Annotated in this window: 8 protein-coding genes and 1 rRNA gene; 8 read left to right on the top strand and 1 reads right to left on the bottom strand. The window is 54.5% G+C overall.

Going from position 1 to position 13,473, the window contains the following annotated elements; translation table 11 throughout:
• Positions 1 to 10: 10 nt before the first annotated feature.
• Positions 11 to 1,534: ribosomal RNA gene (locus PHD76_10885) — 16S ribosomal RNA — on the bottom strand.
• 1,001 nt (positions 1,535 to 2,535) lie between these two features.
• Here PHD76_10885 and PHD76_10880 point away from each other — a divergent pair.
• The 8 genes from PHD76_10880 to PHD76_10845 all read left to right on the top strand — a co-directional run bounded on the left by PHD76_10880 (position 2,536) and on the right by PHD76_10845 (position 13,438).
• Positions 2,536 to 3,468 carry a glucosaminidase domain-containing protein gene (locus tag PHD76_10880; GenBank protein ID MDD5262338.1) on the top strand — a complete coding sequence of 311 codons (933 nt, stop codon included), beginning with the start codon at positions 2,536 to 2,538 and terminating at the stop codon, positions 3,466 to 3,468.
• 10 nt (positions 3,469 to 3,478) lie between these two features.
• Positions 3,479 to 3,694: a CPXCG motif-containing cysteine-rich protein gene (locus PHD76_10875; protein ID MDD5262337.1), complete on the top strand. Its 216-nt coding sequence runs from the start codon at positions 3,479 to 3,481 to the stop codon at positions 3,692 to 3,694.
• Positions 3,695 to 3,777: 83 nt separating this feature from the next.
• Entirely contained in the window at positions 3,778 to 6,765 is a 2,988-nt protein-coding gene (secA, locus tag PHD76_10870) for a preprotein translocase subunit SecA (GenBank protein ID MDD5262336.1), read from the top strand.
• 90 nt (positions 6,766 to 6,855) lie between these two features.
• Complete coding sequence (locus PHD76_10865) at positions 6,856 to 9,357, top strand: PAS domain S-box protein (protein ID MDD5262335.1); 2,502 nt, start codon at positions 6,856 to 6,858, stop codon at positions 9,355 to 9,357.
• Between the two features lie 106 nt (positions 9,358 to 9,463).
• Positions 9,464 to 10,621 carry a pyridoxal phosphate-dependent aminotransferase gene (locus PHD76_10860; GenBank protein MDD5262334.1) on the top strand — a complete coding sequence of 386 codons (1,158 nt, stop codon included), beginning with the start codon at positions 9,464 to 9,466 and terminating at the stop codon, positions 10,619 to 10,621.
• 351 nt (positions 10,622 to 10,972) lie between these two features.
• A complete protein-coding gene (locus PHD76_10855) occupies positions 10,973 to 11,455 on the top strand; it encodes a DUF4279 domain-containing protein (GenBank protein ID MDD5262333.1) in 483 nt (160 codons plus the stop codon).
• Positions 11,452 to 11,838 carry a hypothetical protein gene (locus PHD76_10850; GenBank protein ID MDD5262332.1) on the top strand — a complete coding sequence of 129 codons (387 nt, stop codon included), beginning with the start codon at positions 11,452 to 11,454 and terminating at the stop codon, positions 11,836 to 11,838. The genes PHD76_10855 and PHD76_10850 overlap by 4 nt, the downstream gene beginning before the upstream one ends.
• Positions 11,839 to 12,007: 169 nt before the next feature.
• Complete coding sequence (locus PHD76_10845) at positions 12,008 to 13,438, top strand: extracellular solute-binding protein (protein ID MDD5262331.1); 1,431 nt, start codon at positions 12,008 to 12,010, stop codon at positions 13,436 to 13,438.
• The last annotated feature ends 35 nt before the right edge of the window (positions 13,439 to 13,473 follow it).

Raw genomic sequence — 13,473 nt, 5'->3', positions numbered from 1 at the left:
TTCTCCTTAGAAAGGAGGTGATCCAGCCGCAGGTTCCCCTACGGCTACCTTGTTACGACTTCATCCCAATCACCAGCCATACCTTAGGCACCGAAGCGACTTCGGGTACAACCGGCTTTCATGATGTGACGGGCAGTGTGTACAAGGCCCGGGAACGTATTCACGGCGCCGTAGCTGATGCGCCATTACTAGCGATTCCAACTTCATGGAGGCGAGTTGCAGCCTCCAATCCGAACTGGGCCCACTTTTCTGGGATTGGCTCTACCTTGCGGCTTTGCGTCCCTCTGTAGTGGGCATTGTAGTACGTGTGCAGCCCTGGTCATAAGGGCCATCCTGACTTGACGTCGTCCCCACCTTCCTCCCCGTTAAACAGGGCAGTCTGGCTAGTGAGTCCTTGCGGACGTATAACTAACCACAGGGGTTGCGCTCGTTGCGGGACTTAACCCAACATCTCACGACACGAGCTGACGACAGCCATGCAGCACCTGTGCAATTCGCCCTTGCGGGCCACCGGCTTTCGCCGGATGAACAATGCATGTCAAGACCAGGTAAGGTTCTTCGCGTTGCATCGAATTAAGCCACATACTCCACCGCTTGTGCGGGCCCCCGTCAATTTCTTTGAGTTTTAATCTTGCGACCGTACTCCCCAGGCGGCTCATTTAATGGGTTACCTTCGGCACAGACGGGGTCGAATCCGCCTACACCTAATGAGCACCGTTTACTGCCAGGACTACCGGGGTATCTAATCCCGTTTGCTCCCCTGGCCTTCGTGCCTCAGAGTCAGGAACTGTCCAGAAAGCTGCCTTCGCCGTTGGTGTTCCTCCTGATATCTACGCATTTCACCGCTACACCAGGAATTCCGCTTTCCCCTCCAGTCCTCCAGCCAAGTAGTATCCAATGCCATTCCACCGTTAAGCGGTGGGATTTCACATCAGACTTTCCCGGCCTCCTACGCACCCTTTACGCCCAGTGAATCCGAACAACGCTTGGGACCTCTGTATTACCGCGGCTGCTGGCACAGAGTTAGCCGTCCCTTCCTCTCCACATACCATCAAATCTGCAGTGCTGTTAACACACAGACCTTGTTCTGTGGTGACAGGAGTTTACAAGACGAATCCCTTCATCCTCCACGCGGCGTCGCTCCATCAGGGTTGCCCCCATTGTGAAAGATTCTCGACTGCTGCCACCCGTAGGTGTCTGGGCCGTGTCTCAGTCCCAGTGTGGCTGGTCGTCCTCTCAGACCAGCTACCCGTCATCGCCTTGGTGAGCTTTTACCTCGCCAACTAGCTGATAGGCCGCGGGCTCATCCGGAAGCGCGAGGCCTTGCGGTCCCCCGCTTTGATCTCGCGATCATATGCGGTATTAATTCGCCTTTCGGCGAGCTATTCCCCACTTCCGGGAAGATTCCCACGTGTTACGCACCCGTTCGCCACTGAATTAAACGAATATTGCTACCCATTTAATCCCGTTCGACTTGCATGTCTTATCCACGCCGCCAGCGTTCGTTCTGAGCCAGAATCAAACTCTCCGAAAAATAAATTCCGGACCGAGTTGTTCTAACTAATATAATTAAACTAACTGGTCGCTAAAATATTGATTAAAACGCGTCAAGAAATGTGCTCTTGAGCACCCGGCCTCCCATAGCGGGGAAAACCGGATGACGTTCCACACAATTCAATCTTTAACGCTTTTTTGTTGCGTCTAAAACCAATCGTTCCGCGTTTTCACGCAAAAACGATCCATTCTTTTACAGAGCACTTTTCCTTGTCTTGCCGACTTGGAAGCCCGGACCGGCTACCGGCCCGTTTTACTGATCCCTCTTCAGTTTTTCCCGAAAAGGGAAGAAGATCGTAATCCAACCGGGATAAACGTCAATCCTTTTTTACATTATTTTCGTTTATCACCCGCTCATTTCACCCTTCGGCGCACGAGCAGGAAGGGCGAAACTATCGACAAATTGCGCAGGGTCAACAGATTTCTTGAAAAAAACATAAAAACCTTCCTCCCAGACCCTATTTGTTTGTTAGTACCGCTAAACACAAGCCGCCTCAACTTCTCCTCTCCCCTGCGCAACCACCTCATCGTGTTTACAAAAAAACTCAACTGCCACGCTTTTTCGGCTTCAGCCCCCAGACTCTTTGCAGTCTTTTTGTAAAAAACATTAACGCCGCCTATTCGCCCCGCGCTTCTCAAAATCCTTAACTCCATAAGATTTATAGATCATTTTGTTTCCATCCCAAATCCTATCCCCCTTTCCACTTCGCCGAGAGTTATTCACATTAAAATGTCGACTTCGACAGACCCGCATCTTGTATGCCATAAGATTCGTAAGCGCAACATAGAGTATGGGTTGCAACATTTGTGTTACAAGACTGTTCCAAAAAGGTGAATACACCACCCATAGTAGGGCTTGCCAAAAAAAATCCACATTGTAATGTATTCCCCGGTAGGCGACGTATCTTCCAGTTCGATTTTAGCATTTGACTTAACTGAGTTTCGGCCTAATTATGCTCGGTTTAACTAGTGGAAAAAGCCATGAATCATCGGACATTATTTGCCAGAAAAGCTCAGGCCGTTGACCTGATGCCGTTGTTGGCCATGAAACGGTTCTACAAGGAACCGCCCAAGCGTATTGGGCTCTGGACCACCTTGTTCATGTCCAACGTTTGTTGGATCGGTATCGCCTGCGCCCTCTGGAGCACCACTTGGGCTTCAACCCAGCTCGGCAAGACCATTACCCAGATTTATCTGAAGGAACGGGCACAATGGACCCAGATCGATGCCCAAAAAAACCAGGAACTTGAGAAACGGAACATGGAAATCGCCCGTTTGATTGCGTTCCAAACCTCCTCCCCTGGGGACGTGCTCCAACTCGGCAAAAAAATTGCCAAGGTTTTGGATACCGCCTCGGGCCAAAATCGCGCCTTTTTGGAAAAGGCACTGCCGGAAGCCATCCACATCCAGGTCCAATATGGAATCCCGGCATCCGCGATTCTTTCCCAGGCTATTTATGAAAGCGGTTATGGCAACAGCAGCCTGGCCAAACAATACAATAACTTCTTTGGCATCAAGGCCTTCGATAATTGGCAGGGGGCAAAGGCCCAAGGCATGCCCACAGTTGACAGCGGAGTCAAAACCACCGCCAATTTCCGCGCGTACAAGGATTTGGGCACGGGTTTCCAAGGTTATGCCGACTACCTTCGCGAGTCCGGCCGCTACGACGGTGCCTTTTATACAAAATCCGGAGAAGAATTCGTGCGCCGCATTCTGAAGGCCGGATATTGCCCCGACTCAAACTACGGGGACAACATCAAGGCCATCATGAACCGCCATAATTTCCAGGAATTGGACAGCATCATCCAGCAGGGCGCCAATGCTCCGTACCAAATGGCCTGGAATAACAAGGCCCCGGAAATTCCCGCGCAGGACACAAAAACCGCCGCCACAGTACAGCCGACCGCCAATTGATCGAGCGGGGTTGAGCGGGCCTGAATTTGCAGGCTATCCTGTATTCATGATGGCCGAAGGCAGCGTCCAGTGTCCTTATTGCGGGGAAACCTACACCACATTTGCGGACACCGGCCAAGGCACTCATTCTACAATTGAAGATTGCCCGGTCTGCTGCCGCCCGATTCAACTCACCATCGAATGCGATTCCGGCGAAGTCACATCCATTCAAATCGAGCGTTGCTGAATCATACGTGCGTCAAAAGCCATTGACCTCGCTTGCTTTTCGGTTGCCACCCATAAGCGGGGATGTAGCCTTCTTTTCCTCTTATGCTTCAATGGTTCATCAGCAAGATCGTCGGGACCCAAAACCAGCGCCAAGTCCGGAAAATGCTGCCGGCAGTCCAGCGTATCAATGAGTTTGAACAGTTGTACCAGGGCCTTTCCGACACCGAACTCCAGGCCAAAACCCAGGAGTTCCGGGACCGCCTCCAAAAAGGGGAAACCGTCGATCAGTTGCTGCCGGAAGCCTTTGCCACCGTCAAAAATTGCTGCCGCCGCTTCACCCAGGCCCGGCGGATCATTGATGTCCGGGGCCAGCCCATCCTCTGGGAAATGGTTCCATTCGATGTCCAGCTCATAGGCGGCATGGTGCTGCACCAGGGCAAAATTGCCGAAATGGCCACCGGCGAAGGCAAAACCCTGGTGGCCACGCTTCCCACCTATCTCAACGCCCTGGCCGGAACGGGCGTACATGTGGTCACCGTCAACGATTACCTCGCCGCCCGCGACGCCGAGTGGATGGGCGAAATTTACCGCTTTCTCGGACTGACAGTCGGCTGCCTCCAAAACGGCCAGAGCCCCGAGGAACGGCGCCAGCAGTACGCGGCTGACATCACCTACGGCACCAATTCGGAATTCGGCTTCGATTACCTGCGCGACAACGGCCTTGCCACCCGCGTCGAAGAACAGGTCCAGCGCGGCCACGCCTACGCCATCATCGACGAAGTGGACAGCATCCTGATCGACGAAGCCCGCACGCCGCTGATCATTTCCGGCCCGGCCACCGTTTCCACTCATCAATACGACAAATTCAAGCCCGGAGTCTCAAGCCTGGTCAAAAAGCAGAATGCCTACCTGACCGAAATCGCCAACGAAGGCAAGAAACTGATGGACGAAGGCAAAAGCGCTGAAGCCGGACGCCTGCTTTTCAAGGTCAAAACGGGCATGCCACGGAACAAAGTTCTGCTCAAAGCCATGGAAGACCCGGACATGCGCCGGGCCATCGACGACGCGGAGCTGGAGCTCTACCAAGACAGCCGCCGCACCGAGCTCTACAAGCTGAAAGAGGAACTGTATTTTTCGATCGAAGAAAAAAGCAACGAGGCCGATCTGTCGGAAATGGGCCGGACCTTCCTCAACCCGGGAGACCCGGACGCCTTCGTGATGCCCGACCTCATCACGTTGAACCATGACATCGAGCATAATCCGGCGCTGAGCCCCGAGGAAAAGGAAATGGCCAAGCAGGAAGCCCAGTTGAAATACGACGACGCCAACCAGCGCATCCATAATATCGCCCAGTTGTTGCGCGCCTATTGCGTGTTTGAAAAGGACGTCCATTATGTCATCCAGGAGAACAAGGTGCTCATCGTGGATGAATACACCGGACGACTCATGCCGGGACGGCGCTGGAGCGATGGCCTCCACCAGGCCGTGGAAGCCAAGGAAGGCGTCAAAATCGACCGGGAAACCCAGACACTGGCCACGATCACGATCCAGAATTATTTCCGTCTTTATGAAAAGCTGGCCGGCATGACCGGCACTGCGGAAACCGAGGCCAATGAATTCCGCGACATCTACCGGCTCGATGTCCTGGTCATCCCCACCAACCAGCCCTGTGTCCGCGCGGATTCGGACGACCTGATCTTCAAGACGCGCCGCGAGAAATTGGGCGCGCTGATTGACGAGATCAAAAGGCGCCACACCAAGGGCCAGCCCATGCTCGTCGGCACCGCTTCGGTGGAAAGCTCGGAGATCATCTCCCGGATGCTGCGGCGCGAAAACATCCCTCACACCGTACTCAACGCCAAGTTTCACCAGCAGGAGGCCGAGATCGTCGCCCGAGCCGGGCAGCGCGGTTCCGTCACCATCGCCACCAACATGGCGGGCCGCGGCACGGACATCAAATTGGGCGCCGGAATCGCGGACCTGGGAGGGCTGCACGTCATCGGCACGGAACGCCACGAGTCCCGGCGCATCGACCGCCAGTTGCGCGGACGTTGCGCGCGCCAGGGAGACCCCGGTTCTTCCCAGTTCTATATTTCGTTTGAAGACGATCTCATGCGCAACTTCGGGGATTCCCGCCGGATTTCCACCATGATGACGCGCCTGGGCATGGAGGACAACGAGGGACTCGCCCATCCCTGGTTGAATAAAACCGTGGAAAACGCCCAAAAACGCGTCGAGCAGCGGAATTACCAGATCCGGAAACACACCCTGCAGTATGACGACGTGATGAACCAGCAGCGGACGGTCATCTACACATTCCGCACCGACATCCTGACCGCTGAAAACACGCGCCAGGAGGTTTTCGATGTGGTGGATGACGTCGTCCAGCAAGAGACCGCCATGCGGATCGATGGGCCGCAGCCCGACATCGACGGCCTGCTCAAGTGGCTCAACAGCGCCATGCCGCTCGGCCTGAACCGGACAGACATCGATTGGAGCCAACCCGTCGAGAAAACCGTTCTTGCCGTGAAGGAGCGCGTCCGCGCGGCCTATGAGACCAAGGTTAAATTCGAGAACCCCGAGGCTGTCATCTCATTAGAGCGTTACATCATCCTGAATGCCATCGACAGGCTCTGGCAGGAACACCTCTACGCCATGGACGGCCTGCGCACCAGCATCGGCCTGCGCGCCCACGGGCAAAAGGACCCGCTGATCGAATACAAACAGGAAGGCTATGAAATGTTCGCGGAGCTGATGGCGAACATCAAACGGGAAATCGTCAACAACCTGTTCCGTTCCAGTACAAGCCTGACTGCTTTCGAACAATTCCTTCAGGCTCTGCCTCAGAAATTCCTGCATGCCGAAATGCCGGGAATTTCTGGCCTGCTGTCCGGTACAGGCCCTGCACAGGGACCCGTCGAAGACCTCACCGCCGTTCCGAGCGAGGAGCCTGCGGCCGATATCGCGTTGCCCGTTCACCGGGCAGGTCCGAAATTGGGCCGCAATGACCCCTGCCCGCTCGACCCCAAGAAGAAATTCAAAAACTGTTGCGGGGCCACGGGCCAGAAATTTTGCAGCCGGGTGGGATAAAGCCCACCCTGATTTTTTTCTGTCGCCAACATTGTGAAAGTTGGTATATTTTCCGTCAAGTCCGGCAAGGGGGCCGGACCCATAAGGATCATGGATACCAACGATGACCTGCCAAGCTTGAGCACGCTCGGATTGGTGGAAAGCGTCAACGAGCTCGCCTTGTGCCACTCCCACGACAAACTTTTTGAAAACGCCATTGCGCTCGGGCGCAAAAAAATCAAGATCGACCGTCTGGCAATTTGGAATTACGAACCCGCCCATAACACCATCTCCGGCACATTCGGCACGGATGAAACCGGCTCCCTGCGCGACGAGCGCCACATCCGCCATCTCGTTGACGGCAAGAATACGACAGACCCTGAAGTTTGGTCCAAAGATCTGTTGGATTCCCTCATTGTAGAAGCACGGAAGAAAAATATCGCCGCCTGCCATTGCGCAGAAATCCCGCAAAAAAAAGCCGGAAATAAAAAAACTGGTTGCCTTCAACGCGCCCTGGCCCTGATTCCGAATGGAAGCACACCCTTCCGCTTTCTTCTTGCTGACAATCTTTTGACCCGCCGCAAGTTCAAGCCGGCGGACCTGGCTCTCATTCAACTGTATTGCTCGAGCATCGGGATTTTGCTGGGACAGTTGGCCGCCAAGGAGGCGATCCTGAACGAACGGAACCTTCTGCAATCCGTCATTGACAGCATTCCGGACCCGCTCTACGTCAAAGACCTTAACCGCCGCTACATGCTGGTCAACAACAGCAAACGCCGCTTGTTTTCTTTTCCGCCAGACGAGGATTTGCTCGGAAAAACTTTCGACGAAGTTCGTCCTCCCGAAGCCGCCCCGTTGCTTCCGGTGATCAAAAATGAGGAAGTCCGCATTATCCAGGAAGGTCTGGTTCTCGAAAACCTGAGGCTGTTTTCGATCCAAACCGATGGCAAGACCCGCAACTATCTGGACAGCAAAAGCCCGCTGCGCGATGCATCGGGCAACATCATCGGCCTTGTCTGCGTCTCCCGCGATATCACGGAACTGAAGGAAGCCCAGGAAAGGTCCCAGCGCGAGCATGAGCTTTTCCGTTCCATTTGGGATAATTCCTCCGATGGAATGCGCCTGACGGATGCCAATGGCATCATTCTCAACGTCAACCCGTCCTTTTGCCGTATTTTTGAAGTTGAAGCGGCGGACGTCATCGGCCAACCCATCGGGATTGTGTACGACGGCACGGATCCGGAGGTGCAACAAGCCGATTATCTTGAAAGAATGAAAAGTCCATCCGCCAAAAAGATGATGGAAACCCAGAAAACCTTGCGCTCCGGTCATACGCTGGACTTGGAGGTTTCTTATAGTCCCTTCCAGCTCCCCTCCGGACAACAGCTTTATCTTTCGGCTTTCCGGGACATCACCCTCCGCAAAAAGGAGGAAGCCCACCGCATCGAGCTGGAAAAGAAAATGCTGGATGCCCAGAGGCTCGAAAGCCTCGGCCTCATGGCGGGCGGCATCGCCCATGATTTCAACAACATGCTGACCGGCATTCTGGGCAACACGAGCCTGGCATTGATGTCCCTGCCACCGGAAAGCCAGGCGCGTGAAAACCTTGCGCGCGCGGAAAATGTCTGCCTCCAGGCGGCGGATCTGTGCCGACAAATGCTGGCCTATTCGGGCCGGGGCCGCTTTGAAGTAAAATCGATCAACCTCAACAAGATGATCGAAGACATGAACCATCTTTTGGGCATTTCGATCAACAAGCATATCGTCATCAAATACCACCTGAATCCCCTCGTCCCGCTCTTGGAAGTGGACATTGCCCAGATGCGGCAGGTGATTTTAAACCTTGTGATCAACGCTTCCGACGCCATCGGCGACAAAAGCGGTGTGATCTCGATCACCACGGGCATCATGCATGCGGATGCTTCCTACCTGGCCGGCACCCGGCATTCCGCCGGCATATCGGAAGGAGACTTCATCTATATGGAAGTCTCGGACACCGGCTCGGGCATCGAATCCAAAAATTTGCCTCTTATCTTCGACCCTTTTTTCACCACCAAATTCACCGGGCGCGGCCTCGGCCTCGCGGCTGTCCTGGGCATTGCGCAGGGACACAAGGGAGCGTTAAAAGTGTACACCGAGCCAGGCAAGGGAACTACCTTCAAATTTCTATTGCCCTACCGTCCTTCCGTTCCAGCAGAAGAAATCCGTAAACCCGCCGTGACCACCGTGGCTTCACGCGGCAGCGGCACAATTCTGATCATTGACGATGACGAAACAATCCGTACATTGAGTCGGCGCATCCTGGAAAGCCATGGATTCACCTCGATCGTTGCGGAAAACGGCCGCGTCGGAATCGATCTGTTCAAGGAGCAAGTCGGCGCGATTCACCTAGTATTGCTGGATATGACCATGCCCCACCTCGATGGAGAGGAAACATTTCGTGAAATCCGCCGGATATGCAAACATACCCCTGTGGTTCTCATGAGCGGCTACAGCGAGAAAGATGCCACGGACCGTTTTTCCGGCAAAGGCCTCGCCGGTTTCCTGCAAAAACCTTTCAACCCCCGCGAACTTTCGTCCAAAATCCTGTCTGTCCTCAAACAGGGGGGATGACAGCCTTCTGCTGTTAATAAGTCAGCAAGGGCAACCCCGCGAACTCTGCGAATTTCCGCAAATAGGGCTCGCCTCATCCCAAATCGTTGTCTAAGTTTTGCCCCCTATGGAAACCTCAGAACGAGTTAATCAATTGACGCCTTCTCTGACCCTTGCGGTGGATTCCAAGGCGAAAGCACTGAAAGCCGAAGGCGTGGATGTGATCGGCTTTGGCGCCGGAGAACCCGATTTCGACACCCCCGAACACATCAAAGCCGCCGCCATGGGCTCGTTGGATGCGGGCTTTACCAAATACACCCCTTCCTCCGGTATTCCCGAACTGCGCACCGCCATCAGCGAAAAACTGAAGGCTGACAATGGCCTGGATTACGAACCGAGCCAGATTATCGTCACCTGCGGCGCCAAACACGCCTGCTACAATGCGTTGCTGGCCGTACTGAATCCCGGCGACGAAGTTCTGATCCCGGCCCCTTACTGGGTCAGTTACCCGGAAATGGTCAAGCTGGCAGGCGGATCACCTGTCATTGTCCCAACCTCCGCAAGCAACGGATACAAACTCACCCCGGAACTTTTCCAGGAATACACCAGCCCTCTGACCAAAATCGTGATCCTCAACACCCCCGGCAACCCCACCGGCACGGTTTATACCGACAACGAACTGGCCGCGCTGGCTGAGGTCGCCCTCGACGACGACATCTACATCCTCTCGGATGAAATTTACGAGAAATTGGTCTATGACGGGGCGAAACATGTTTCCATCGCCAGCTTCAGCAAGGAAGTGTACGAGCAAACCCTCACCATCAACGGTTTCAGCAAGCCCTACGCGATGACCGGCTGGCGCCTGGGTTATGTGGCCGCGCCGAAGAACGTGGCCAAAGCCATTGACTCCCTCCAAAGCCATTCCACTTCCAATGCGACTTCGTTTGCCCAAAAGGGCGCTCTTGCCGCCTACAAAGGCCCGCAGGATTGCGTCGAAGAAATGCTGGCCGAATACACCAAACGCCGCCACCGCGTGATCGAGCTGCTCGATCAAATTCCCAAGCTCAAGTATGTCAAACCGATGGGCGCGTTTTATTTCCTCATCGACATCTCGGCCACCGGCCTCAACTCGGTCGAGTTTTCCGAAAAACTGCTCGAAAAAGAAAAAGTGGCCGTGGTCCCCGGCCTCGCCTTCGGCGACGACAAGACCATCCGCATTTCCTACGCCACCAGCATGGAAAACATCGAGCAGGGGATCGCGCGAATCAAAAAGTTCGTCGGTTGATCTGAATTTGGACTGCGTCAGCACGACGCTGTCTTTTATTACCCGGAGCGCGGGCATCCTGCCCGCAGTCGCAGGCGTCCCGCCTGCGACATTCCTTTGCTTTAAATGGGACGACACGGAGGTCGTCCCTCCATCTTTCATCCATACCCCTAACAAGGCAGAAGCCGTATAGGTAGCATTACAGATTCACGCGAACAAAGGGGGTTGGATTGGCCGCGAAAAAGCGCAAGAGTCGCAAAAAGGGAATGGAAGAGTTCACCTCGGATTTTATTGTGATCGAATCGCCTTCTCTGCTATAGAATCACTCTTCTACACGGGATTTGTTCCATACTCCATTTTAGGTACTCTCACATGGCCCGGTTGCATAAGTCCATCGTAACGCTGCGCATCGCTGGCGATCTCCTCGTTCCGGATGAGATTACGAGACTGCTTGGAGTTTCACCTACCAACAGCCAAACGAAAGGACAGGAACTTATAGGCCTTAAGACTGGCAAAGTAAGGATTGCGAAAAGCGGCATGTGGCGACTCTGCGCATCTGACCGTGAACCTGAGGACATGGACGATCAGATTAATGAGATATTGAGTCGAATGACAACCGATCTTGCAGTTTGGCGAAACATCACCGAAAGGTTTGAGGTTGATTTGTTTTGCGGATTGTTCATGGGTAGCGGAAATGAGGGGCTCACGATTTCCTCGCAATCACTTGCCGCATTGGGCATGCGAGGCATAGAGATCGGTTTGGACATTTATGCTGGGGATGATGAGCAAGAGTCAATACCTGCCATTAACAAAAAAGAAACTGTAACCGCCTCCAAAAAGGGAAAACACAAATGAAAAAACCCGCATTGTTGATTGGCATTCTTCTCATCTGCATCGGAATCGCGGGCGTGTTGCGGCCCATGTATATTATGACCATAGGCCATCATCTGCTCACACCCACGAGGCTCCATGCCGTAGCCGCTCTGCGCATCGGCATTGGTCTCGTCCTCATTCTAGCCGCGCCGACCTCGCGCGCGCCAAATGCACTGCGTGTTCTTGGCGCCCTGATTTTTGTGGTTGGCGTGGCAACAGCATTCATGGGCGTTGACCGTGCGCGGGTCATGCTCGATTGGTGGTCGGCACAAGGGCCCGTCTTCATCCGCCTGCCCTACTGCATTGCCATCGCGGCCGGAAGCTTTGTCACATACGCGGTCACCGCCAGGCAGCGCAGCAATTAACAAACCGCAGCTGCGGAGATGGATCGCCTCATGGCGATTTTGGACTGCGGCGACACGACGCCGCTTTTATTACGGGCGACATGTTTTTGATGCAAAGCGTCCGCCGTGGCGGACGCACTCCAAAATCCTGGCCCCGCTCCACGTCCAATCAAACCCGTGGTTAAAAAGAGTGATTTCCCCCTTCACTTCCCACATCATCCGCAAAACAACCAAGACGATGTCACTGGCCCGGCATACTCCAGCTTTCAGCCTTACCGCAATCCTTCTCCTCCTGATTGCGGCTACGCCCTGCCATGCCGAAAACGAACTCATCATCGTCTCCCCCCACTGGGAGGGCGTCCGCGAGGAATTCGGACATGCCTTTGAACGGGATTATCAGTCCCGCACAGGACATCCCATCAAAGTGCGCTGGCGCGACCTCGGCGGCACTTCGCAAATCGAAAAGGTCATCGACGCCAGCTTCAAAGCCACGCCCGGTTCTGCCCAGGTCGATATCTTCTTCGGCGGCGGCCTGGATCCCTACGAGAGCCAAAAAGCCAAGGGACATCTTGATTCCTGCCGGCTTCCCGAAGAGATCCTCAAAAACATCCCGCCCTCAGTCGGCGGATTCCCGATCATCGATCCCGATTACACTTTCTATGGTGCCGCGCTGTCTTCCTTCGGCATCCTTGAAAACAAGCGGGTCGTCGCCCTTACGGGATTGCCCGCAGTCAGCACCTGGGAAGACCTCTGCCGTCCGGAATTAATGGGCTGGGTCAGCTCCAGCGATCCGCGCAAAAGCGGCGCCATCCACATGATTTATGAAATCATCCTCCAGGCCTATGGCTGGGAAAAGGGTTGGGCGGTGATTTATCAAATGAGCGGCAATGTCAGGTCTTTTCTCCAAAACAGTTCCGCTCCAACGAAGGAAGTCTCCACCGGCGACGCCGCCTACGCCATTACGATCGACATCAACGGCATGACCCAACAAGCCTGGCTCGGAAAGGAAAATGTCGAATTCAAAATCCCACCCGGCCTCTCCGTCATCAATCCCGATTGCATCGCCCTCCTGAAAGGCGCTCCCAACCCCGATGCCGCAAGGGACTTTATCGCTTTTGTTATGTCAGAAAAAGGGCAGTCCCTCTGGATGAAACCCACCGGCTCCCCCGGCGGTCCGGCCAAATTCAACATTTCACGCATGGGAGTCTGGCCCTCGTTTTATGAACAGGATCTCGGCGGTTTGCTCGTGCCGCTCAACCCATTCAAAATCAATTACCCCTTCCGATACCAAACCATCAAAGGCGCGAAACGCTGGGGCGTGCTGAACGACCTGATCGGACAAAGCATCATCGACGTCCATTCCCGCCTCCGCTCCGCATGGCAGGCCCTTTGCCGGGTCCCTGAAAACAAACGCGGCCCTCTTCTAAAAAAGTTTTCCGAACCGCTCGTGTCGGAAGCCGAAGCTGCTGAATTCTCGAATTTCTGGCGCGAGGACCCGGTTCGCGCCCGCCGCCTGGCCAACGACTGGATGGAACGGGCGGTGGACAGATACTGTACGATTGAAAAAGAAGCGAAAAAGCTCTCTGCTGACAGCTCTCGGCTATCAGCTATCAAGCAATAGACCCATTTTATGCAGGATTTCAAAAAGCTGAGAGC

The sequence above is a fragment of the Candidatus Methylacidiphilales bacterium genome (assembly GCA_028713655.1).
Taxonomy (GTDB): Bacteria; Verrucomicrobiota; Verrucomicrobiia; order Methylacidiphilales; family JAAUTS01; genus JAQTNW01.
This window is presented reverse-complemented; position numbering and strand designations above follow the sequence as displayed.